Source organism: Thalassobacillus sp. CUG 92003 (assembly GCF_013618635.1).
Lineage (GTDB): Bacteria > Bacillota > Bacilli > Bacillales > Halobacillaceae > CUG-92003.
On sequence record NZ_JABLSJ010000017.1, the window covers coordinates 1 to 22,911 of the forward strand.

22 protein-coding genes are annotated in these 22,911 nt (G+C 42.5%); 8 read left to right on the plus strand and 14 right to left on the minus strand.

Going from position 1 to position 22,911, the window contains the following annotated elements; all coding sequences use genetic code 11:
- Positions 1-80 precede the first annotated feature (80 nt).
- Positions 81-377 (minus strand): 4a-hydroxytetrahydrobiopterin dehydratase, encoded by a 297-nt coding sequence (locus HOP45_RS18745; protein WP_181350909.1) that lies wholly within the window; start codon positions 375-377, stop codon positions 81-83.
- Positions 378-522: 145 nt separating this feature from the next.
- Positions 523-1,365 carry an STAS domain-containing protein gene (locus HOP45_RS21065; protein WP_181350910.1) on the minus strand — a complete coding sequence of 281 codons (843 nt, stop codon included), beginning with the start codon at positions 1,363-1,365 and terminating at the stop codon, positions 523-525.
- A gap of 311 nt (positions 1,366-1,676) precedes the next feature.
- Between HOP45_RS21065 and HOP45_RS18755 the strand changes: the two genes are divergently transcribed.
- The 3 genes from HOP45_RS18755 (at position 1,677) to HOP45_RS18765 (ending at position 6,100) form a co-directional block, all read left to right on the plus strand.
- The gene (locus HOP45_RS18755; RefSeq protein ID WP_181350911.1) at positions 1,677-4,067 is read left to right on the plus strand and encodes a putative bifunctional diguanylate cyclase/phosphodiesterase; all 2,391 of its coding nucleotides are present in this window, start codon (positions 1,677-1,679) and stop codon (positions 4,065-4,067) included.
- A gap of 302 nt (positions 4,068-4,369) precedes the next feature.
- The gene (locus HOP45_RS18760; RefSeq protein ID WP_255437761.1) at positions 4,370-5,308 is read left to right on the plus strand and encodes an LLM class oxidoreductase; all 939 of its coding nucleotides are present in this window, start codon (positions 4,370-4,372) and stop codon (positions 5,306-5,308) included.
- An 84-nt stretch (positions 5,309-5,392) separates the two neighbouring features.
- Complete coding sequence (locus HOP45_RS18765; RefSeq protein WP_181350912.1) at positions 5,393-6,100, plus strand: DUF5694 domain-containing protein; 708 nt, start codon at positions 5,393-5,395, stop codon at positions 6,098-6,100.
- 47 nt (positions 6,101-6,147) lie between these two features.
- On the opposite strand, the gene HOP45_RS18770 is transcribed toward HOP45_RS18765, so the two are convergent.
- On the minus strand, positions 6,148-7,842 hold the full coding sequence (locus HOP45_RS18770) for a BCCT family transporter (RefSeq protein WP_219914680.1): 1,695 nt from the start codon (positions 7,840-7,842) through the stop codon (positions 6,148-6,150).
- 271 nt (positions 7,843-8,113) lie between these two features.
- On the opposite strand from HOP45_RS18770, the gene HOP45_RS18775 reads away from it, so the two are divergent.
- Positions 8,114-9,472 carry a hypothetical protein gene (locus HOP45_RS18775; RefSeq protein ID WP_181350914.1) on the plus strand — a complete coding sequence of 453 codons (1,359 nt, stop codon included), beginning with the start codon at positions 8,114-8,116 and terminating at the stop codon, positions 9,470-9,472.
- Between the two features lie 72 nt (positions 9,473-9,544).
- The gene (locus HOP45_RS18780; RefSeq protein ID WP_181350915.1) at positions 9,545-9,823 is read left to right on the plus strand and encodes a hypothetical protein; all 279 of its coding nucleotides are present in this window, start codon (positions 9,545-9,547) and stop codon (positions 9,821-9,823) included.
- 118 nt (positions 9,824-9,941) lie between these two features.
- On the opposite strand, the gene HOP45_RS18785 is transcribed toward HOP45_RS18780, so the two are convergent.
- Both HOP45_RS18785 and HOP45_RS18790 read right to left on the minus strand, forming a co-directional pair.
- Positions 9,942-10,196, minus strand: coding sequence for a hypothetical protein (locus HOP45_RS18785; protein WP_181350916.1), 255 nt, complete (start codon positions 10,194-10,196; stop codon positions 9,942-9,944).
- A 388-nt stretch (positions 10,197-10,584) separates the two neighbouring features.
- Positions 10,585-11,022, minus strand: coding sequence for a hypothetical protein (locus tag HOP45_RS18790; protein ID WP_181350917.1), 438 nt, complete (start codon positions 11,020-11,022; stop codon positions 10,585-10,587).
- Between the two features lie 143 nt (positions 11,023-11,165).
- Between HOP45_RS18790 and HOP45_RS18795 the strand changes: the two genes are divergently transcribed.
- The gene (locus HOP45_RS18795; protein WP_181350918.1) at positions 11,166-11,678 is read left to right on the plus strand and encodes a cupin domain-containing protein; all 513 of its coding nucleotides are present in this window, start codon (positions 11,166-11,168) and stop codon (positions 11,676-11,678) included.
- 132 nt (positions 11,679-11,810) lie between these two features.
- Here HOP45_RS18795 and HOP45_RS18800 read toward each other — a convergent pair whose 3' ends face one another.
- A complete protein-coding gene (locus HOP45_RS18800) occupies positions 11,811-12,374 on the minus strand; it encodes a hypothetical protein (protein WP_181350919.1) in 564 nt (187 codons plus the stop codon).
- Positions 12,375-12,607: 233 nt separating this feature from the next.
- Positions 12,608-14,182, minus strand: a complete 1,575-nt coding sequence (gene mbcS, locus HOP45_RS18805) for an acyl-CoA synthetase MbcS (protein WP_181350920.1) — start codon at positions 14,180-14,182, stop codon at positions 12,608-12,610.
- Positions 14,183-14,465: 283 nt separating this feature from the next.
- On the opposite strand from mbcS, the gene HOP45_RS18810 reads away from it, so the two are divergent.
- A complete protein-coding gene (locus tag HOP45_RS18810) occupies positions 14,466-14,864 on the plus strand; it encodes a hypothetical protein (RefSeq protein ID WP_181350921.1) in 399 nt (132 codons plus the stop codon).
- Between the two features lie 246 nt (positions 14,865-15,110).
- Here HOP45_RS18810 and HOP45_RS18815 read toward each other — a convergent pair whose 3' ends face one another.
- From HOP45_RS18815 to HOP45_RS18840, 6 genes are all read right to left on the minus strand, one after another.
- Positions 15,111-17,015: an ATP-binding protein gene (locus tag HOP45_RS18815; RefSeq protein WP_181350922.1), complete on the minus strand. Its 1,905-nt coding sequence runs from the start codon at positions 17,013-17,015 to the stop codon at positions 15,111-15,113.
- Positions 17,016-17,262: 247 nt separating this feature from the next.
- Positions 17,263-18,129: a DNA-3-methyladenine glycosylase family protein gene (locus tag HOP45_RS18820; protein WP_181350923.1), complete on the minus strand. Its 867-nt coding sequence runs from the start codon at positions 18,127-18,129 to the stop codon at positions 17,263-17,265.
- A 162-nt stretch (positions 18,130-18,291) separates the two neighbouring features.
- Positions 18,292-19,068, minus strand: coding sequence for a delta-lactam-biosynthetic de-N-acetylase (gene pdaA, locus HOP45_RS18825; protein ID WP_181350924.1), 777 nt, complete (start codon positions 19,066-19,068; stop codon positions 18,292-18,294).
- An 82-nt stretch (positions 19,069-19,150) separates the two neighbouring features.
- Entirely contained in the window at positions 19,151-20,467 is a 1,317-nt protein-coding gene (locus HOP45_RS18830) for a Na+/H+ antiporter family protein (protein ID WP_181350925.1), read from the minus strand.
- A gap of 92 nt (positions 20,468-20,559) precedes the next feature.
- On the minus strand, positions 20,560-20,730 hold the full coding sequence (locus HOP45_RS18835; RefSeq protein WP_181350926.1) for a hypothetical protein: 171 nt from the start codon (positions 20,728-20,730) through the stop codon (positions 20,560-20,562).
- A 140-nt stretch (positions 20,731-20,870) separates the two neighbouring features.
- Positions 20,871-21,020 (minus strand): SE1561 family protein, encoded by a 150-nt coding sequence (locus HOP45_RS18840; RefSeq protein WP_181350927.1) that lies wholly within the window; start codon positions 21,018-21,020, stop codon positions 20,871-20,873.
- Positions 21,021-21,144: 124 nt separating this feature from the next.
- Between HOP45_RS18840 and HOP45_RS18845 the strand changes: the two genes are divergently transcribed.
- Positions 21,145-21,996, plus strand: a complete 852-nt coding sequence (locus HOP45_RS18845) for a mechanosensitive ion channel family protein (RefSeq protein WP_181350928.1) — start codon at positions 21,145-21,147, stop codon at positions 21,994-21,996.
- 9 nt (positions 21,997-22,005) lie between these two features.
- Here HOP45_RS18845 and HOP45_RS18850 read toward each other — a convergent pair whose 3' ends face one another.
- Positions 22,006-22,794: a YfkD famly protein gene (locus HOP45_RS18850; protein ID WP_181350929.1), complete on the minus strand. Its 789-nt coding sequence runs from the start codon at positions 22,792-22,794 to the stop codon at positions 22,006-22,008.
- Between the last annotated feature and the right edge of the window lie 117 nt (positions 22,795-22,911).

Consider the following 22,911-nt stretch of genomic DNA (forward strand, 5'->3'; position numbering starts at 1 on the left):
GGATCCAACTGGAAATTCCTCTAGGAAGAGCTCTTATAAGTATTATACGAGGGGGTGATTAAGGGAAAAAAGAGATGCGATTAATTTTTAACCTGCTCGTACAGGACATCATATTTCTCTGCACATTGCAAATCTAAATCGGACAGCCCTTTAGCACTCCACGATGTTAATTTGAGTGTCACCATTTTATAATCAATGCTGATAAACGGATGGTGCTGGATGTCTTCTGCATACTCCGCAACATTATTCACAAATTGAACCCCTGTTAAAAAGTCCGTAAACCGGTAACGCTTTTCGATGAATTTATCATCTTTAAGGCTCCACCCTTCTAACTTATCCACTTCCTGCTGTTTAACTTCTTCCGATAATCGTTCCACGCTTTTCGCCCTCCTTTTGATTTTTAGTTAATAATCATTTAATCCGTAGCCTCGTTACAACTATCATATCATATTCTTTAGCAGGTCTTCCAAGCAAAAAAAGCCAACTCCCTGTAAGGGGCTGGCTTTGTGACGGTACGGTCATTCATTTAGGGCGAATGGGTAAATTTTCGACGGCTTGTTGCAGGTTTTGCTTAATTGCATATGGGGACATATCGATCCCAAGAGAGGTGATCGTCATCGCCACCTCAGCACTCAACCCTGTCATTACGACTTCCACACCCATTAATTTTAATGATTGAATCACTTCCATTAAATGACGGGAAATTTGAGTGTCGATTAAAGCAACACCTGAGAGATCCAGGATTAAATAATTCAAGCGCAAGCTTTTACTTTCCTCTAACGCCTTTTTATTAAGCAGTTGCGCCCGATCTTCATCCAGTTCGCCAATGATTGGACAAATGCCCACACCGTCGAACAATTGAATGATCGGGACGCTCATTTGGGTCAGTTTATCATTGAAACTTTTGAAATTGTCTTCGGCTTGTTCCATGAAGACCTTGGTATAGCCCTGGACGAACTCGCCAATCAGCGGATCAATTGTCTTTGTTATGTAGAAGACATCGGTCACACTGAGTTCTAGAGCGTCACTTTGCTCTTCGATATGTTCCCACAACTGTCGTGTGATATAGGGAATAGCACTGACGACTGTGCTGATCAATTGCTGATCCAGCAGTGCCTTCTCGCCTTCTTCACGACTTAACGTTTGCATCGTCGTTTTTGTCCCATTACTTGCATGATCATCAGACTGAATAACTTTTCCGATATGGTAGACGAGCCGTTTCGTCGTTTCTAACGACATTTGCACGAGCACAGAATTGTCATTCAAGGTGTATTGCGTTTCCAATGATTGAGTAGCGATCGATTCAAAATGTTGAATAATCGATTCTCCAACCTCTTGAACATTTCGAAATTTAACGTTTTCCACCATTGTCGTTCCCCTTTTCTTTTCTCGCATCAGTGCAAGACCCATTATATACAAAATATTATACAAGCAAAATTTCGAGAAATCTACACATACACGAGAATAGTTGGCAATAACCTTCTAATTAGGGTAAAATTTTGTCGAAAATTGTTTTAATCATGTCACAGAATAGCCGAAAATAGAAGTAGTACAGTATTTTTCTGCTATCTTTCTTATCCCCCCTTACAATATGCATTTAAAAGCGACTATAATGGGGACGGTTATTTTTAAAGTATCTATTGTATGTCAACCTGACGATGAAGGAGCGCTAGATCATGCCCGATGATTTCAATATATATTTTTTCACCTTGAGTGTTTTAAGCTCTATTGTAAATTGTTTTTTACTGTTACGATTCATTCAACGTAACACCTCTACACAGGATGCCCGCCCCCCTCATGTAGGAATGAATGGTAGTCTGGTCGGCCTGACATTCTTTTTCACTAACTTTTTTACCATGCTCGCCATTGAACAGCAGTTTAATTGGATGGCGCTATGCTTGTATGCTGGTGTGCTTTTGACATTATGTATCGGGGGCACCATTATGACCATGAATATCGGTTTTAAAGGGAATTTAACGAACACTCAGTATGTAATCAGCGGACTTGGCATGACAGTTGCCATCCTTATGGCCAATGTCATGGCGACATTATTACTATTTTATGACCTATTGATTGTGAAATTTTTCTTCATTCTGATTGCTGCTTTAACGACGTCCGGTATTTCCTTTTCTGCTTTACGGTTCATGCTTTGGTTAAACCGCGAACCAGATCCAAAACGTTCCAGTAGATGGCTGCTTTTCGGCAGTGTAATCACGGGACTCGCTCTGGCAGGTATGCCGATTCTAACGGTGTTTTCTTTAATTGATTTACAAGGCATCTTTCCTGATTCTACGTGGATGTCCAATTCATTCTATTACTGCTACGCTTTCGCCATGGCTCTTATGCTCATATTAATGATCATCCCCGATTTACTGGGAGAGTCTAAAATTTGGGAGCAAATGATTCAGCTGGAGGAAAACGAGCAACATTATCAATCATTATTCTATTACAACCCCCAGGCGATCTTTTCTTTGGATGAAAAAGGTTTGTTCCATAACGTAAACCAGGCTGCAGCCGATATGTCGGGTTATGCTCCTGAAGAGTTGGAAGGATCCAGTTTTCTCCCTCTAGTCGTTGAAGGGGATCTCCCTACCGCGGTAAAGCAATTTGATGCTTCCCTGAACGGGGAATCTAATCAATTCGAAATTTCCATACAAGGAAAAAACGATGTGATCGACCTTGAGGTAACCAACTTACCGATTATTGTACAGGGGGAAATCGTTGGTGTTTATGGCATTGCCAATGATATTACAGAGCAGAATAAGAACATGGAAACGATTCACTTCCTAGCGAATTACGATGAGTTGACCGAGCTTCCTAACCGGCGAAAATTCACGGAGATTGTTAACGAGACCATCGCCTCTGATCAGCCCTTTACGTTGATGGCCATTGAAATCGAACGAATGAAAAACATCAATGAAGCATTTGGCTATCATCATGGGGATTTAATATTGAAAGAATTAGTCGCTCGCTTGCAGCAATTTTTCAAAGACGGTGGTCAGTTGGCCCGTTTGGGCGGCGATGAGCTAGTTGCCATCTTACCGATGGTTCCAAGCGATGAGGCATTCCATCAAACGATTGAAGATATCCAACGCATGGTCAACTTCCCTATCAAATTAGATGGGCAAGAGATTACCATGGATAGTAAAATCGGCATGGCTTTATTTCCTTTCCACGATAATAAACCGGAAATGTTGATAAAATACGCTGATATAGCGAAAAGTCAAGTGAACAGACGAAAATATCAAGGTTATTCAATCTATAACCAAAACGCGGAAGAAAACTCCGAAGGCAAACTCAAGATTGAAAATGACTTGAAAGAAGCTATCAAACAGAATCAATTCGACCTTTATTTCCAACCCAAAATCGAGGCTGACTCGGAGCGACTGATCGGATTTGAAGCTCTGGTGCGCTGGAATCACCCTCAAAATGGATTGTTAACACCCGGGTCATTCATTCAGATCGCAGAAGAAACGAACCTCATTATCCAACTTGATAATCACATTATACAAAAAGCATGTGAACAATTGGCAAAGTGGCGGGCTCAAGACGTTGACCATCTGCCCGTGTCGGTCAATTTGTCCCAACGATCGTTCACCGACCCGCGGTTAGCTGATAAAATTAAGAAAAGCATGGAACACTACTGTGTAGACCCTTCACTCATTGAGCTGGAACTGACAGAAAGCATGACCATTTTCAATGAAAGCGAAACAATTAAACAACTGGAAACATTGAGATCCACAGGCATCCGAATCAGTATTGATGACTTCGGGACAGGTTACAGTTCGTTAAGTCATATTGATAAACTTCCCATTGATATCATTAAAATTGATCAATCCTTTATTCGTTCTATAGACCAAATGCCTGCTAAATCAGCCATTGTTTCGACCATTCTCTTACTCGCTGAACGATTAAACCTTGAAACAATTGCCGAAGGAGTCGAGACGGCTGAAGAATTGGCCTACTTGACCAATTTGAATTGCCCTAATATGCAAGGCTATTATTTCAGCCCGCCCGTTCCGCCAAAAGAACTCGAAGCGAAATTTCTCTCTCCGATATCGCGCTAGGCGTCACTTTACACTAGCGTTTTGTATGATTTATGTATTTACATTTTCTTAAGCTTCGTAACATGGTATTCTTGGTACATTACCACTTTCTAGGTGTACCATAATCTCGGAGGAGCAAGGCCCATGCGAAAACAGAGGAAATTCAGCCGGGTAGATTTTATTTACGGCCTCGGTGGCGCCATCATACTGGCGCTGACGTTGTACATTGTAATTTATTTGATGTAAAAGTCCTCTCACACGGTGGTGTTGAGGACTTTTTCATGGTTTGAATTTAGAATCCATTCTAACTGTGGGGTGTTGATTTGAGCTCCAATTATTCTGACCTCTTCCAGTCTGACCAATTAAGTTTCGGCTTGACGATTCCCATCGAGAATTACGGCAGTCAAGTCCCTCATATGCAAGACCAAGTTGAACATGCCAGACGAGCAGAAACATTAGGCTTTTCTTGCTTATGGCTTCAGGATGTGCTGCTTGAGGATCCAAGCTTTGAAGACCCCGCTACCGGTCAAATTTACGACAGCCTGATTTACCTGACTTACTTAGCCAGTCATACGCGTACAATCAAACTGGGCACAGCAGCCGTCGTTTTCCCCCTGCGGCATCCACTCCGAACTGCGAAAGAAGTAGCGAGTATCGAACGACTTTTTCCTGGTCGGCTGGTACTCGGCATCTCGTCCGGGGACCGCAGAAAGGATTTTAGCGCACTCAACATTCCCATCATGGAACGAGGTGAATGGTTTCGTGAAAGCTACGCATATTTTACGCGCATCCTTTATGAGGAGTTTCCTCATATCAGCTCGCCCCTGGGAACAGTTGAAAAGGCTAATTTAGTCCCCAAACCAACCCGCTCACTTCCGATATATATGACGGGCTATTGTCAGCAATCCATTGATTGGATTGCACAGCATGGAGACGGGTGGATGTTTTATCCTCAACGTCCTGAGCAGCAGAAGAAAACTATTCAGACCTATCGAGAGACAGCTGCCTATTACCAACCGCATACGTTTAAACCCTTTTTAATGCCAATGCCGCTTGAGCTTATGGATCAACCTGATTATCCGCCTGAAAAAATACCCGCCGGCTATCGAATCGGTCGGCATGCCCTCTTAGACTTGCTGGAGGATTATCGCAAAAGTGGGGTCAATCACATCTTTTTTAACCTCGCTCAAAGCAGTCGTCCTGTCGCGGAAGTGCTCGAGGAATTGGGCACGTATGTGCTGCCTGCGTTTTCAAATACGTAGAGACATTCATAGACGACGGACCCTGGTGTCCATTCACATAAACGTTTTTTTCAGAGCTAATTTATAAATAGGTGGTGTGCTTCCTTGACAACCGAAAATCAACCTGAATTGTTATTATGCGGCACGTTTCATTTAGCTGTGAACCCCGAATATGTCAATACGTCTCAGCGCGATATTCAAAACGTCGCCAGCACGTTAGCTGAATTCCAGCCTACAAAAATCGCCATCGAAAAAAGTTTTTTTCTCGAAGACGAAATCAATCGGCGTTATCATCAGTATCTTCAAGATGATTACCAACTCATCTATGACGAAGTCGATCAATTTGCCTTCCGTATCGCAAAAGAGGCAGGGCTTGATTCATTATCTACAGTTGACGAAAACGTTGATATGGCTAATCCGTCTTTAAATCAGGTGTTTGAATGGGCGAAAGAATACCAGCCTTCCTTATTCAATGAAATACTGCATGTTCAAACACGATTAAAGGAAATGGAATCAGGTGAATCCGTTCTTGCTATCATGAGATACCGAAATAAACCTGCGTACCGCCAAGAGCTTCAACGTATTTACATGAAGCTGAGCCGGGTGGGTGATCGCCAACATCAAGTGGGCGTTCACTGGCTTAAACAGTGGTACCATCGTGACTTAGCCATTGCTGCCAATATTGCACGTATAAGCCATCCCGATGATCGGACACTCGTCTTGATCGGGAGTGATCATCTCTATCTTCTATATCAATTTCTTCAGGAAACAAGAGACTTTACCATGCATGAAGCCCTTGATTACCTGCCCTAAAAAACCCCGTCTAACGGACTGCTATGTCCGTGACGGGGTTTTATTTTCTAGTCTTTATCCTCCTGATCTCGATTTTCAACAACATCTAATGCCGAACGTCTCGGTTTCTTGTTCTTACGTTCGCGCAAACGTTTCAGAATTTGCTTACGATCAATATTGATCGTCTTGGATTCATAATCGTCAGACGCGCGGATATCCGTATTCGAGGCTCTCATGAATGACCAGGCTAGTAATAGCATGATGAATATCAGCGGAAAACCACCTACAATACTCGCGGTTTGCAGGGTATCCAGACCCCCGAGGAACATGAGAACCAGCGGCATCAAGCATAGTGCAAACGCCCAAAACAAACGATTCCAGCGAAGCGGCTCATTTTTCACTTCTTTTTGCACCACAGACGCCAGAATATAAGAAGAGGAATCGAATGTGGTGGCAAGGAAGATGATGGCCAACACTGTAAACGCCAGAACAAGCACACGTGCTAGCGGCAATTGGTTAATGATAGCAATAATCGCAGCAGGTGTCCCATTCTGATCCATAAAGCTGATGACATCAAATTGTCCTGTCAACTGCATGTACAGACCGAAGTTCCCCATAATCCCGAAGAAAAGCACACAGCCGAGCGTACCGTAAATCATCGTGCCGAGAATCATTTGACGGATGGTACGCCCCCGGGAAATCCTTGCAACGAACAAGCCGACAAACGGCGCGTATACAAGCCACCAGGCCCAGTAGAATACTGTCCAACTTTCCGGGAATCCTGTTTCTTCATAGCCGCCAACACCGCCAAACGGTTCGGTCCATGTTGCCATTTTGAAAAAGTTATCCAACATGATACCTAAAGAATTGAACGTTGTTTCTGCAATAAATACAGTTGGACCAAAAATAAAAATGAATGCCAATATAAACAAGGCGAGCCATAGATTGATATCGCTGAGTAGTTTTATCCCGCGTCTCAATCCACTATAGGCGCTTATCGCAAATATGGTTGTACAAATCAGCATAATAACAGCTTGCATCCCTAACGTGACAGGTATGCCTGTCAAATCACTGATTCCGGCGGCAATCATTGGTGTCCCCAGTGCCAGGGTTGTCCCTGCACCACCCAGGAGCCCAAACATAAAGAGCACATCAATAATAGTGCCTACAGGTCCGTCCACCCACCTGCCAAGGACAGGGCGAACTGCTTCACTCACTTTCAAGACCGGCTTCTTCCGAACATAATAAAAATATGAAATCGGAAGAGCGGGAAGGGTGTAAATGGCCCATGCGATCGGACCCCAGTGAAAGATGCCGTAGGCCGTGGCCCATTGTACGGCTTCTTTAGATTCAGCATCAAGCCCATATGGAGGCCCTTGGTAGTAAAAGGCCCATTCAATAACCGCCCAATATAGGATACTTGAGCCTATCCCGGCCGCAAAAAGCATAGCTGCCCAGGAAAATGTTTTGAACTCTGGCTTCTCGCCGACGTCCCCAAGCTTTACATGGCCATTTTTACTGAAAGCCACAAATAGTAAAAACGCAAAAACGATCAGCCCCATGGCTAAATATAACGAGCCAAAATTACCGGTCATAAAGTCATTAGCCTTCGTGACAAACGTTTTTCCCGCTTCCGGATATAACACCAGCGGAAGTGTAACACCGACTAGTAAAATCAAAGCTCCAATAAACGTCGACCAATCGATCATCTTCGTCTTCAAACCTTCATCTCCTTTTGCTCGGATGCCTTTTCTTATGTACATACGACATCCATACTTTTTTAATCACTATACCGAAAGTTACTTAGCTATTATCATTCGACACCTTTCAGCATATTATGCCAATCGTGTACTTTACTAGTTTGCTTTACATACGACAACCTCTTGTAAATACACTTATACCCTAATTAGGAGGATGAGTACCGAAAAGTTGACAATTTCCTAGCTTTTTCGCACGATTAGATAAACAATCGCTTTTTTACATAAAAAAACGTTAAGCTAATCAAGTTATCAGTGCTTTTTCCGAAAGGGGTTGATGAAGATTGAACGTATAAAAGCCATGACTTACACATTATTTACAGGATTATACGTAGTTTCCTTATTCATTGATGCTTCACTCATCTCCTACTGTCTAGGGTGCGTCGCATGCTTTATATTATTTATCTCGTTTAAAGGGGCAGCGCGTACGTTTCAAATTATTTCTTTGATCTTCCTCGCTTTTGGAATTATGATCTTCCTAACATCTGATTTAGCTTTGAGTAGCTTTCCCTTGTACTTAACGTCCACTGCCCTATTGCTCAGTCTCCTTTATTTTCTTCCGTTCATTAATCACCTCATGGTTGTCGGGGGATATGACCAAGAATTGAAAAACTTGCTGCAACTACGAACGAGGCATTTAGGTCAATTATATTATCGCGGGTCGCTGATCTCTTATGTGCTATGTCTATTTGTCTTCTTTTCTGCCATTACCATTGTGCAGCAAGTCGTAAGAGACGTTTCAGAAAATGTCGACAAGCGTATCATGGAGAAATTCTCCAGCCAAACGATTCTACGTGCATTTGCCTTAGCGAATGTCTGGAGTCCAATTGAGATATTCATTGCTTTGACGGTTACGATCACAGGGGTACAGTATTTTCACCTACTTCCCTGGGCCCTGCTATTCTCCATCACTCTGCTAATGACAGACTGGCTGATCGGGTGGTTCAAATACCGGACAACCCGTTATGAAGCACCTTCACACGCTCCTGCAATCGAATATAAACGGTTATGGAAGAAAATTGGTTATCTCTTCGTAATGCTCTTTTTGTTCATCATTACGGCTTTTGGCCTTCAAACGTTGCTTGGGATCGATTACTTCAACGCTGTAATTTTGCTCATCTTTCCGTTTACACTGTTTTGGGCGCTTTCTATTAACCAATTCAGCGCGTTTATGCGTTATAATAAAAAAACCTGGGTCGGCCAGGTGAATGGACTGCAAAATTTTATGTTATTGTTCCTATCACTCGGTTTTTTCAGCGACATGTTTGAACAAACCGCTCTGATTGATTTCATGCAACGTCCGCTCTTATCAATGACGGAGTGGCCGCTCTTGCTGTTCATCACCATCCAGTTAATCTCACTCATTTTTTCTATGATAGGGGTCCATCCCCTTGTTACGATCAGTCTGATGGGAACTTTGATCCAACCAATTCTAACAGCTTTAAGCCCACTCAGCCTATCCATTGTATTACTAACTTCGACCTTAGCAAGCGACGCAGCAGGAACATTCAACACAACCGTGACAATGATGAGCGAATTGACAAATCGGAATCCATATCGCATAACGAAATGGAACTTAATATTTGCAATTTGGTTTGGAACCGCTGGTAGTCTTCTCGCCTGGTTGTTACTGTAATAAACAAAAAACAGCTTCTTTTCGGAAGCTGTGCACATCCCCACCTAGTCAAGGGGACAGGGAGGTCTGTTCATGTTCAACTGGTTCAAAAACTTAGAACGTTCCTTTAATCCGCTCTATCTACCGTTATTCACGGTGATTCCGATAGAAATATTCTTATTGTTCATCGAGGGGCCCTGGAATGCAGTCGAAATGACGACGTGGATCATCGGGTGTTTATTCCTTGTATTCTCTGGCATCACCGAAATGGCTTCAGAAGAGATGAAACACAGGTTATTCGGCCATATATATTTAAGCAGTGCGGTGCTGTTTGGTATATTAAATTTTCTGCTTAGAGATTTCCACTTTTAAACAAGAGCATTGAGCTGATTTTTCATCAATTGAGGAATAATAGGAGCATGCTGAGAGTTTGTGAAGGCAGGGGAACGCTCACATTCCACTGGCCTTCCTTTTTTTGCGGGGGACATAACTAAATAAAAAATAACCAGGGAAGTATCATCGGTATCATGATAATGATGGTTACAATCACCCATGCATTACGATTCTCATCTTTTATTTGTTTGCGATAGGACATCCCCCATGCAAGCAATAGGAGGCACGACATGATGATGCTTCTCAGATGAAATTGCTCTCCTTTATTTGTCATAAAAATATAAAGGCCGCCTTCTATAATCAAAAGTAAGCCAACTAATATATTAAATGGATGAATGAATCGGTTACTCATCATGACCCTCCTTGGGTGCTGTTTCCTCGTTTAATTATATCATCAACTATGCAGGGGAACGTCGATAGAAATTCCTATACGAAACCCATAGGGTAACATACTGTGACTTTTGGTTGTGCTTATCATGCTTGTTATTCAATTACAGAAGTTTGGGAAGGGTAGGCTTTAAAGCCCGTCCCTCTTGATATGGTGCCAGGCGTAAGAAGAATGCGCCTTAACAAGTCTTTTATGTAATCAGCATGGTCCAAACCCTTATGCTTCATACTCCTGCACATTAATTAACAGGCGACGTCATATTTCAGGAAATGACGCGCGTGACGGGCAGGAATGGACACACATGTGACGAGGCTTTTTGTCTATGCCATCAGAGTATGGAAAGAGTAGTGTTCTATGATGATGAAAGCGGAGATAGGTGTTCTTTTAATCGAGGGGTCAGGTCATAATGTTCTGATTGATGATCCATCAGTTCCCAGTGATTTGAAAAGAACAATACTTCAAGTAACAAATCGCCATCGGAGCTAAGCGTCAGGCCTCCTGTCGCTTGTTGCCTGGTTTGCGAAGCATTGACATTAACCGATTCCGCTTGTTTTAAAGCACGCAGAAGCTGACGGATTTTTTCTTCCTGTTCGATGACTTGATCCTCCCCGCTTTGCTCGAAATTGTGGTATTTCATCTTTATGGGTTCCTTATAGTCGTTCCACTCCTGGTGTGTGACAGCATCTTGCTCAAAAGCAAAGGGCTGATAAAAGTATACGTGGTCCATATAAATATAACCCGACACCCCTGCAAGAATCAGGCAGAAAACAGTAAGTATCCCTTTTTTCATCGCAATGCCCCCTTTAATCATCCTGTTCCCTATGTTTAGACGGAGATGATTGTGACAAAGTTTCAAACTCACTGCATAAAACCTCGTTTACCTATAGACGAATCGGGAAAATGATTACCATATGTGTTGAAGGAGGGATAAGTATGAGTCAGCAGGAAGTACAAACATTTACATTTGAAGATGATGGGGTAATCCCCAATAACAAAGACCTGCCTTTATTGATATACCAGGGAGCCATTGATGGCAAAACGGATAAATGCCAGGAGATCTTCCACGATAATAATTGGAAGAATAACTGGAAGGGTGGGGTTTTTGGTTATCACCACTTTCACAGTAACAGCCATGAGGTATTAGGGGTGGTGTCAGGCTCAGCTGTCCTCACCTTAGGTGGTAAGAACGGCCGGGAGCTCCCCATTAAAGAAGGAGATGTCCTCATTATCCCTGCCGGGGTCGGTCACAAGAATAATGAAGCAAGTAAAGACTTTCAAGTTGTGGGCGGCTACCCATTTGGTGAGGATTACGATTTAAAAACAGGTGATGGGCAAGAGCACGAACAAGCCTTAGAAAACATCCCTCATGCAAGACTACCAAACTTTGACCCCGTATATGGTAATAGAGGGGCCATCCATGATCACTGGAACATTTCGGCGTCATAAAAAAGCGGCCGCCATGTGCGTACCGATGTAGTTGGCGGCTGCGTAATAAGATGCACTCTAAAACGCTTGGTAATGAATTTCCAAGCGTTTTTTGCCTTTAATACGACTGCTTGTGCGACCGACCCTACAGCCTCACCACGCTACAAGTTCGCTTTCTAAATCTGTTAATATCTTTATAAATTGTTCCTGATTATCAGGATTTTGAATAATTTCTTTTTGTTCGCTCTGATCGAAAAATTGGGTAAGACGATTGCCATACTCCCTTAGAATCGCTTGTAACTCGCCTATTTTAGCTTGATCTGTCACTTTTCCGTCAGCTGTGAGGAGGATCGACTGTTCAATTGTGCTGAAGTACTTTTCATCAACCTCTTGTATCGCTCGATTTTCAACTTCAAGCTGTTCAATAATATGCTGGCTATTCTCCCCTAGCTGGGAGATAACCTTGCCATCACTCCTTAACGACTGTTCAAACAAAATTTGCTCTTTTTCAGTGAACCCTTCTTCATATTCCCCAAGGACCTCAGCACTGATAAGCAATTGCGTGCCAATTTGTTCTATATCGTTATACAGTACTTCTGTCATTGAATCTTTTTTGCTTTCCAGTTCTTTCTTTTCGCTATTCCACAACATGCCGAATGCGCCGGAAGTCATGATCAGAGTAGCGATTAATAACCGATAAATATTCTCCTGTTTCATTGCGACCTTCCCCCTACAATATGGGATCTCATTGCCTCTATCATTTCCCTAATTCGCTAGTGATAAACCAACCCTTAAATGTGTAACACTATTTCTACAGCGCAAAAGGACAAAGGCGCAAGCGCCCTGGGAGCTGGAGCCGAACGTGGCTTATGAGGTATATGTTACCCAAAAGGCCCGAGTTTTTTAGTGTCCTAAGCAATAAAAAAGCCGCCTGAGAGACGGCTTTTGGGTTATAAGGAATGCATTTCGTTTTTCCTGAGTTCAACACGTCTGATTTTTCCGGACGTTGTTTTAGGCAATCCATCAATAAATTCGATTTTTCTTGGATATTTATAAGGGGCCGTTAAGCTTTTAACATGATCTTGAAGATTTTTCATCAGTCTTTCATCCCCTGCATAGCCCTCCTGAAGAACGATAAACGCCTTAACTACACTGCCTCTTACTTCGTCAGGACTGGCCACTACCGCACATTCCTGAACAGCGGGATGTTTCACAAGAGCGTCCTCTACTTCAAACGGGCCGATCGTATAGCCTGAGCTGATGATAATATCGTCACTGCGCCCTTCAAACCAAAAATACCCTTGTTCATCTTTGGATGCTTGGTCTCCGGTAACATAATAACTTCCACGGTATGACATTTTAGTCCGTTCCGGATCTTTATAATATTCTCTGAATAAGGCAGGGGTGTCAAGATGAACCGCAATATCCCCAACCTGACCTGCATCAACGGGATCCCCCATGTCATTAATAATATCTACGTTATTACCCGGTGTCGGTTTCCCCATGGAGCCTGGTCGTACTTCCATATCTTTCATAATGCCGACAAGCAACGTATTCTCTGTTTGACCATACCCATCTCGTACTGTTAGATTGAAATGCTTTTGAAAGGTGTCGATGACTTCCCGATTCAAAGGTTCACCTGCTGAAACAGCACTGTGCAGCGTTTGAAGACTATAATCATCCAAATTATCTACTTTCGCCATCAAGCGGTATTCAGTAGGCGTACAACAAAGTACGTTCACCTCGTACTTATCTAATAAACCAAGATACGTTTTAGGCTCAAACTTTCCTTGATAAACCAGACCTGCAGCACCTGATCCCAACACAGATAAGAACGGACTCCAAATCCATTTTTGCCAGCCCGGTCCTGCCGTTGCCCAAACAGTATCCCCTTCGTTGATGCACAGCCAATTCTCCGCAGCTGTTTTCAGATGAGCAAAACCCCAGCCATGCGTATGAACCACACCTTTAGGATTGCCAGTCGTGCCTGAAGTGTAGGAGATGAAAGCTATATCATCACGTGTCGTTTTGACGAAATCGACGTTGCCTGACTCCTCTTCCATCAGGTCATCGAGGCTCAACCAATTTTCGGCGTCCCCCTCGACAGAGAATCTTATCAAGTCTGAAGCTTCGTTAAGTTCATCAAATTTGGAAGTCAAAGGAGAATGACACACCACCGCGTTCACTTCCCCATGATTAATTCGATATTTCAAGTCTTTACTGCGCAGCATTTCCGAACCTGGAATGAGGATGATACCAGCTTTTAATGCAGCGACGTATACCTGATACGCTTCAATCATTCTTGGGATCATGACCAGTACTTTATCCCCTTTTTCTAGCCCATAACGATTAAACGTATTGGCAATCTTACTTGCGTTCACCACAAGATCATCATATGTAATGGCTTTTTGATTCTGTTGATCATCTTCCCATAATATAGCCTGCCCTCCAGTACCATCGGCAAATTTTTCTATCTCTTCTACCACATTATAAAGTTCAGGTGCAATTAAATCCTCACGATTCATATTCGAAGTCCCCTTTCTCATCAATCACTTGATTATTATCGTTTCTATTATATCATATTTTTCGTAATACTTAGATAATTTAGAAGTTAACGAGTGAATTAACACATAACATAGTAACACGCCATTTTCTCAGAACCACTCGTAATTGAACGCCTGTCTCAACGGAACATAAAGATTTCAAAAATTCATACTGTCAAAACTGAATCATTCACTAGGGCTAATAGCAGATTTTCGGAAGCGAAAGCTTTGCTAAACTTAAGGAAATTTACAGGAGGTGGAAGTTTTGAATCGATTTATTCTCGTATTTGCCGGCCTTATCATGCTAGTTCTTACAGGATGTTCTGAACAACTCCTTGGCAATGAACACAAGGAAAAGGGGCTCCATGCCCAGGCCTTCACTGACCCGAGTGAACTTTTAGAAGACAATCCCAACGCAGATTTAATCAGACTAAAAAACATCATCTATGATCGAGATGTAGAGTGGATCCAAACTGCTGACCTTGAAAAAGGAAAACTAATTGGTGAAATTCAAGGTGTCTATCAACGCAATGATGAGCTGAAAAACTTCATGGCTACCATTCTGCCGGTCGGGACGAAGCTGTACACCTCCAGTGAAGATCACATCATTATCGCATTATTGGATGGAAAAGAGATCCGTTATATCGCTAACATTCAAAATTAACTGCAAAGAACAAATGCGCAAGCGCACCGGAAGCTCCGGCACGCATATGCAAAACACCAGGAGGAAGGTGGTTTGTCCTTCCGCAGGGTAGGTTGCTTATGTCGCGAAGAGCTGGGCGCTTGAGCCGGACGTGGCTTATGAGGGATGTGTTATCCACAGGGCCAAATTTTATCATTTCCTAGACAGCAAGAAAATTGTCGTATTCCCCGGGAAATACGACATTTTTCTTTATTAAATTACAGAGCGTTATTCATGACAGACCCCTTCGTGTTGTAAAGGAAGGCGCACTACGACCGTCGTACCCTTATGAATAACACTTTCATAATTGATCGTACCATTCAAATCCGCCACCATTTTCTTCGTGACCATAACGCCTAAGCCAGTCCCCTCTTTTTTTGTAGTAAAAAAAGGTTCCCCGAGCTTTTGCATTTGTTCGTCAGTGAGCCCTTCTCCATCGTCCTTCACTTTAAGACAAATACCTTCGTTATCTTGCTCAGCATGAATAACCAAACGACCTCTTTCCCCCATCGACTCCAGGGCATTTTTGATCAAGTTAACCAAAATTTGCTTCAGCCGCTTCGGTTCGGTGTAAATAACCGCATCACTACTGCTGACATAAGATTCGACAAACATCTGGTTTTGCTCCAATACCGATTTAAACAATTGCAATACATAACCCACTATTTCTCCAAGATGAATGGGTTGTAGTTCGATCGTGGATTTCGGATTGGAGAGCATCATAAAATCGTTCACAATGGTTTCTATCCTGCTGAGTTCATTTATGATAATGTCATTATAATTATCCCGAAGGTCTGGGTTAGCTGCGCCAATTTGTACAAAGCCTTTAATGGCTGTTAACGGATTTTTGATTTCATGGGCGATACCAGCCGACATTTGTGTAATGGTCTGTAATTGTCTTGAATTCAGTTCTAAACTTTCTATTTCTCTTGAATGGGTCACATCTTCATGTATTCCGATAATATACTTGTGCCCCTCTTGATTGACCGGAAATCCTCTTGTCCGAATCCATTTGACCTGGTGATTTTGTGTTTGGATCCGATACTCAATCGAATGCTTACGCTGCTGCATCAGCATCACTTCTTCACAAACCCGTTCTCTGTCTTCGGGGTGGATGAGATGATAAATCAAGAAAGGATCCTCGATAATTTCATTCGGATGCATATGAAACATGTCCTCAAAGGGCGGACTGATGTAGTGGAATTTTTCGAAAGAAGGATCCGTAATCCAAAAAACTTCCTTTATATTATGAGCCAATAACGAAAACCTCTCCTCTGAGCGTTTCAGGGCCTGAATTTGCTTATAGTAGGAGGTCAGGTTCCGTGCAAAAATCGTCAATCCATCACTTGTAGGGTGCACAGTCATCTGGATGTGGACACCTAACTGATTCAGGTACCCTTCAAACTCCACCGTTTCTTTCGTTTCCATGGCTCTCAGGTAGTGGCGAAACAGTTCGTGATAGTCTTCAACAGGAAACACTTCCCACAGCTTTTGCTTATAGTGATTTTCTAATTTTTTCTGTGTGAGGCTTTCCATTTCGGGGTTCGCATACACGATTTCCCAATCGTTACTGATGATGGCTAAAGCATGAGGGAATTTTTCCACCATATCTGCTAGCTGATATTGAACCTCGTTCACATTGTTGTTTGTATAATCAAATAGATAGTGCTGCCCTGAATTTTCGTATGGTAGCGTCAGTTGTGCGGTTGAATAATGATAGGCCCCCACACTCTCTTTGAAAGGAGTAGATTTAGTTAAGTGGAATTGTTCCGTGCGTTTAGGCATAGAAAAAACTGCTGCAATACGTCCGCGAGAAAAATGCGTAAATTTGCAATCTGCAAATTCGGGGTGCGATGAATACTTAAAACGCGCTTTGATTTTGAAATCTTTTTGCGAAGAGATGTGGTAAAGGGCGTGGTAAACATCGGATTGATCCTTGCTATAAAATTCATTTAACCAATCCTGTAGAGACATGCTATTGGTTTCTTTATTAAGAACATTCATCATAGATGAGTTACATATTACTTCTTCCCCATGCAAATTTACAATACATGCGGGATCATGGTGTAATTCTAAAATTTTTAATGCTTCTTCTTCTTGAATAAGCAATGCATTCCCTTCGTGCAACACCATTTCGAAGCCTCACTCCTCTAATTTGAGCTTTACTTATATCAGCTAATAACTCATATTTTTCCAACACATTTTTCATTATAACGCATATCGTTAAAAATTTGCACATGTTTTCAGCAAGTTCAAAGCAAAATAAATGCCGAATTTTGTCAAGAAAAATAGAAGTGCTGATATGATAAGGGTAAGAAAGCTATCAAAAATATCAAAATAGTATATTATTTATTCATTTCAGCAATTTCTCCAGTCAGTTTCAGCCTTCGATACTCCTCCACAGTGTAAGAGCAGCAAAACTTCTGTAGGGTGTCCATTGTTCACTTAGGCTATCCATTTCTGAGGGGGTTGGCTTCTTCTCCATGGCAAAATAACGCTTCATAGCATTCTGTATGCCAATGTCCCCCTTCGGAAGCAAATCTGTCCTTCCCAGGCCAAATAATAGCCAACACTGGACAGTCCACGGGCCGATCCCCCTATACTTAACCAATTGGGTCATGATTTCTGAATCGGGTAACCACGCTAGTGATTCTAAATGCAAATGCCCCGCTTCAATTGCACGGGAAATATCGATGACATATTCAGATTTTCGCTGACTGAATTGTAAACTTCTCAACTCATCATAGTTCAAATTGGCCACGACTGCTGGGTCTGGATAAAACCACACCCCATCCTTTTGTTCTCCATAACGTTCGACAAAGCGTGACGTCAATGTGTAAGCAAATTTCATATTAAGCTGCTGGTGAATGATAGTCTTCATCAGACAATCATAAAGCTGGAAATCTTTGACGATGGGCGTTCCGCGGTATCGATTGAAAAGCTGGGCTAAATTCGTATTTAAAAAATGTGATTGGATCTGTTCGTGATGAGTGTCTGCCATAAATAGATCCTGGGCGTAATGAATTAATGCCTCCTTTGCGTCATAACTGTCACTAGTCACTTCTAAAACTGTTTCATCCTTCCCGACAGCTTGAACATGTAAAATATGCTTATCATTGTCTAATTTAACCGGAAGCTTCACCCATCTATCCTGTAAGCTAAGATACACCAAAGGATCCATCGACCACCTCAACAGCGTAAAATCAAAATCAAACAACTCCCCTAAACGGAGCCGAACCTTCCACATGATTATCCCCCTTATTTTCCATACCTGGTACAAAATCGGAATTTAGAAAAGAGCCGGGTGTTTCGTCTTATGGCTATTATTGGTTGAATGGGGCCGTTTGTCAAAAGAGCGCGTTTAGGCGTGCATAAAAAATGAGCCACGCTAAAGGCGGCTCATCATGGGTTACATGCCATAAACGGGGAAAGGAAGCAGTTTTTTCATCATCAAGTGATCAAGGCTTTTAAATGTGTAACCTTGCTTGTGTAATTCGTCAATAAGGTGTTCAAGCGCTTCAGCATTATCTTTGGCGACCGTGTGGAGTAAGATGACTGCCCCAGGGTGCAGTTGATCGACAACACTGTTATAAGCATATTCCCAGCCCTTTTGTTTGTCTGTTTCCCAATCAACAAAAGCAATCGACCAAAAAGCATGTATATAGCCAAGCTCCCTTGTCATTTGCAAAGATTGGTCATCGAACGTGCCCTTAGGAGGGCGCAAGAATGTAATCGAATCTTGAGCGGTCAGTTCGGCTACCTTTTCATCAACCCGCTTCAATTCCTCTTCCAACTTCGCTTGAGAAAGCGTCGTTAAATCAGGGTGGTTCCACGAATGATTTCCGATAATATGCCCTTCCTTGACCATGCGCTGAACAAGTTCGGGGGCGCTGTTCAAATAATGGCCAGTGACAAAAAACGTGGCAGGTACATTTTTCTTTTTCAGCGTGTCTAATACCATCGGGGTGTATCCCGCTTCATACCCGTTATCAAAGGTCAAGTACACGACTTTATCACCCGAAAGATCTGCAAAAATGCCATCATGCTTTTCAATCATGTCTTGATATTTTCCGACTTCAGGCAGTTCTCCTTTGTTTTTCTTATATCCCCAGCCGGCTGCTGAGACTGAATGAGGCAAAACAACCGTTAACATCAGGGTTATGATTAAGCACCATTTAATCTTCATAAATAGCCCTCACTTTTTTGCTTAGTGTGCAACTAAACTGTCGATAATATAAAAAAAGGGTGATGGTAACATGTACCATCACCTAGAGGATTAAGGCTGCTGCCCACCCAAAAATGAACAACGGAATATTAAAGTGAAGGAATGTCGGCACACAGGTGTCCCAGATATGATGATGCCGACCGTCAGCATTCAGCCCTGAAGTCGGGCCTAACGTGCTATCTGAAGCTGGTGAGCCTGCATCTCCTAAAGCGCTGGACGTTCCAATCAAAGCAGCTGTAGCCATCGGCGAAAAACCGACACTGAGGCAGATCGGCACGAACAAGGACGCCAAAATGGGAACAGTGGCGAATGACGATCCTATGCCCATCGTTACAATGAGACCGACTGAAAGCAGTGCAAACGCAATCAAGGCATGATTGTCTCCAAGTATGGCAGAACTTTTTTCAACCAATGCTGTCACTGAACCTGTCGATTTCAAGACATTGGCATATCCTGCCGAAACTAGCATCACAAACGCAATGGTTCCCATCATGCCAATGCCGTCAGATACGACTTTATCGCCAAGATTATGAGGCACGACCCGAAATACAAACATTAAAATCAACCCGGCTAGTGCAGCTAATATCAGATTTTCCCAAAATGCCTGAATAAACAGCGCCACTACAATAGCCATTAATGTAAAACTATGCGTCATCCCGAACCTCGGCTGCTCTGAATACTCCACTGACTCATCCTTAAATTCAATCGCATTCAGATCGCGCTCCTGCGCTTCTCTCGGTCGACGATACGTGATCAATACGGCGATCAACAAGCCGACAATCATACCGGAGCCCGGTAAAATCAACGATTGCGCGATGGAAGATATGCCTAGCGTCATCCCGTTATTTTCCATAGCCGTCTGGATGGTTTCATGAAAGAGGAGACCGAAACCGACGGGCAGCATCACATAAGGCGCTTTCAAACCGAAGGTCAATGCAGACGCTACGGCACGACGATCAAGCTTCAATCGGTCAAATACATGAAGGAGCGGTGGTATAAGTATCGGAATAAATGCAATATGAACGGGTATAACGTTCTGAGATAAGCATGCTACCCCTGCTAATACTAAAACAAGAAATGTCCGTTTATCTTTTAAAACACGAATCAAATACCTGACAAATAATCCCGTAATACCTGAATAACTGATCGTAACAGCAAACGCCCCAAGTAATACATAACTTAAGGCAACGCTGGCTTGTTCGCCCATACCGTCGACCAGTAACTCAACAGAATCGATTAACCCCTCGCCTGTCATGACGCCTGCCGTCAATGCCGCTGCAAGAATGGCAATAATGACGTTAATCCTGAGCAAACTGAGCACAGTCATCACCAGGACGGAAATAATTACAGCCCAAGCCATAACAACGCCTCCCTATCTTTAACTTGTCACATGGTAACTCATTAACGATTTACCATGATAAAGATAGGGTAAGAAAAAATCAAGTTTTTTTCTCAACTCACATAAATCAGAATGAAGATGACGGCTGCACACGTTAGACAGAAAGGAACCAGTTGATGTTTTGTGACCTTTTTACCAGCGCTCATACGTACGAATATCATGATTAAGTAGAGCATCATGGTAAAACCGATCACAGGTGAAATTAAAAAGATCAAACCTTCCATCAGCTCTCCCCCTATTTTTCGACAAATCATCATGAATCGGGAATGTGCGCAGAGTCTTTCGTCAAGATTCACCTTCTGCGTGAGCCGCCTTTCCATGAAAACGCCATTTATTTTGGGACAATTCTAACGGAAACAGTTAGTTATTTTAATCCCGCTTCTACTTCTTCGATCATGCGAATCAAACGATCAACGTCTTCAACCGACGTTTCTTCCGGATCCAAGCTATCTAATCGAATCATGAACAAGGATAGTCTGCTTTTTAAGTCTTCCAGTTTTTCTTGCTGAGTCATTTTACATTGCTCCTTTGGCTCTTGCGTCTACTTGCTTTATCTTAGTAAAATTACATGGTTTTGTCTATATTCTAACTAAAGGGGCATTCATGCTATAATAGACGCATTGTTAGGAGGCACATACATGAATCTTGAGCAGTTTGATTTCTTATCATTAGCAGGCTGGATTGTGGGAGGCGCACTCGTTTTTATCCTGATCGTCTTTATCCTTCGCCGCCTCATCCACTCTTTCTTTAAAAAAACTGAATTCATAGAAGAGCGAAAAGAAAAAACGCTGGAATCCATGATCAACTCAATCATTGGTTACGCCGCAACATTCGGTTATATCATTTTTGTTCTAGAAGTATTGGATGTTCCGATCACCAAAATATTAGCTGGTGCCGGGGTCATCGGTATTATCGTCGGTTTTGGCGCACAAAACCTCATTCGCGATTTTTTTGCCGGGTTGTTCCTTCTGTATGAAAAACAGCTGCATAAAGGCGATTTTGTCACCGTCAACAGCGAGCATCACGGCAATGTGGAAGACATCGGTTTAAGGTTCTTAAAAATCCGGGAATGGAGCGGAAAACTACTGACCATGAGCAATGGTCAGATCAAAACTATTGAAAACTACAACTTCGAACATATGCGGGTCATCGAGCATATTACGACCAATTTTCATGAAGATCCCAAAAAAATGTTTGATATTCTGCATCAAGCGTGTAATCGACTCAATGACGAGCTCGGGACATATTTAAAAAAGGATTTAACTGATCGACCTTTTGAACCCTTTCAACTGTACGGGATGTCTTCTCTAAATCATGAGAATCGCGGTTATCAATATACTGTCACCGGTTTAGTCAGTGATCTTGTCTATTGGACAGCTTCGAAAGAAACACGCCGCATAATGGCAGAAACCCTTTATGAGCATCAAATCGAGCTGGCCGAACAACGAATCGAATTAAAATCCGCCCCCCAGAAAGATAATCTGGAATAGGCGGATGAATTATTGTACGTTGTAAGAGAAACTCACGTGGTCCTGAATGGGGATCCAGGCGCCAATCCCTTGATTGGCCACATTTTTCACGATTAATTCTTTCTTCGATCCTTTTAGTTTCAAATAAACTTCGCCAAATGCGATTTCACCTTTTTCATTGACGGCAGGTGCGTATGCGTTAAGGATGCCTGTTTTGTTGATCGGAACGCCATACGTATTATTTTGTTTCGACCCTTGTCCGATAACGGTATGGAAAGCCAGTGGTAATTTCGTATTTTGCTGAGCTTCCAGAAGGATCAGTTTCTTGACTTGATCAGCTTGATTGATTTTGGCAGTTAATCCACCTTTAATGTGTTTTTCTTCTTTTTGCATATAGCTGATCTTCTCATTGGCTTGAGACCCTTGATTGTTAAGTTGGTTGCTGTTGATATCCTGATATTCCCAATTAATGCTTGTTTCCTTGGAGTGATAAGCTAACGGCCAACGCCCCAGAAAAATCTCGCCGCGATATCCAATCGCAATAGGCGAAGGTTTCAAAGTGGACTCATTGAGCATTTCCACAAGTTCAGGGTTTGTAATTTTAACATCAGCATCGTCGAGCAATTCTTTCGTCATTTCACTTGGCTCTAATACAATTTGATCTTCAGTTGAATTCGGATAGGTATTATCCTTAGAGATATTCAACACATGACTGGGGAGTTCCCCTTTTGTTTCTTTATCTTTTGCATAGGAAGTAAGCGGCTCCATAAAGCTGAACAGGAGCATAAAACCTAATAAGATCATCAACCCTTTTTTCATGACAGGTTGCCACCTTTCATTTTTGTATAGCTTTTGAAAATTGGCGGCAATTATACATGGGCACAGCATCCATCAAGTGGTTGAGGACACAAAAAAAGGGAGTTTATCTCAATGGAT

What these genes read in the sequence shown, in the direction of transcription:
- HOP45_RS18790 (WP_181350917.1), bottom strand. Translation starts at nt 11,022, where the DNA reads ATGAAAAAAGGGATACTTACTGTTTTCTGCCTGATTCTTGCAGGGGTG.
- HOP45_RS18850 (WP_181350929.1), bottom strand. Translation starts at nt 22,794, where the DNA reads ATGAAAAAAGGGTTGATGATCTTATTAGGTTTTATGCTCCTGTTCAGC.
- HOP45_RS18755 (WP_181350911.1), top strand. Translation starts at nt 1,677, where the DNA reads ATGCCCGATGATTTCAATATATATTTTTTCACCTTGAGTGTTTTAAGC.
- HOP45_RS18830 (WP_181350925.1), bottom strand. Translation starts at nt 20,467, where the DNA reads ATGGCTTGGGCTGTAATTATTTCCGTCCTGGTGATGACTGTGCTCAGT.
- HOP45_RS18780 (WP_181350915.1), top strand. Translation starts at nt 9,545, where the DNA reads ATGTTCAACTGGTTCAAAAACTTAGAACGTTCCTTTAATCCGCTCTAT.
- HOP45_RS18775 (WP_181350914.1), top strand. Translation starts at nt 8,114, where the DNA reads ATGAAGATTGAACGTATAAAAGCCATGACTTACACATTATTTACAGGA.
- HOP45_RS18835 (WP_181350926.1), bottom strand. Translation starts at nt 20,730, where the DNA reads ATGGAAGGTTTGATCTTTTTAATTTCACCTGTGATCGGTTTTACCATG.
- HOP45_RS18840 (WP_181350927.1), bottom strand. Translation starts at nt 21,020, where the DNA reads ATGACTCAGCAAGAAAAACTGGAAGACTTAAAAAGCAGACTATCCTTG.
- mbcS (WP_181350920.1), bottom strand. Translation starts at nt 14,182, where the DNA reads ATGAATCGTGAGGATTTAATTGCACCTGAACTTTATAATGTGGTAGAA.
- HOP45_RS18845 (WP_181350928.1), top strand. Translation starts at nt 21,145, where the DNA reads ATGAATCTTGAGCAGTTTGATTTCTTATCATTAGCAGGCTGGATTGTG.
- HOP45_RS18770 (WP_219914680.1), bottom strand. Translation starts at nt 7,842, where the DNA reads ATGTACATAAGAAAAGGCATCCGAGCAAAAGGAGATGAAGGTTTGAAG.
- HOP45_RS18800 (WP_181350919.1), bottom strand. Translation starts at nt 12,374, where the DNA reads ATGAAACAGGAGAATATTTATCGGTTATTAATCGCTACTCTGATCATG.
- HOP45_RS18785 (WP_181350916.1), bottom strand. Translation starts at nt 10,196, where the DNA reads ATGAGTAACCGATTCATTCATCCATTTAATATATTAGTTGGCTTACTT.
- pdaA (WP_181350924.1), bottom strand. Translation starts at nt 19,068, where the DNA reads ATGAAGATTAAATGGTGCTTAATCATAACCCTGATGTTAACGGTTGTT.
- HOP45_RS18795 (WP_181350918.1), top strand. Translation starts at nt 11,166, where the DNA reads ATGAGTCAGCAGGAAGTACAAACATTTACATTTGAAGATGATGGGGTA.
- HOP45_RS18815 (WP_181350922.1), bottom strand. Translation starts at nt 17,015, where the DNA reads ATGGTGTTGCACGAAGGGAATGCATTGCTTATTCAAGAAGAAGAAGCA.
- HOP45_RS18820 (WP_181350923.1), bottom strand. Translation starts at nt 18,129, where the DNA reads ATGTGGAAGGTTCGGCTCCGTTTAGGGGAGTTGTTTGATTTTGATTTT.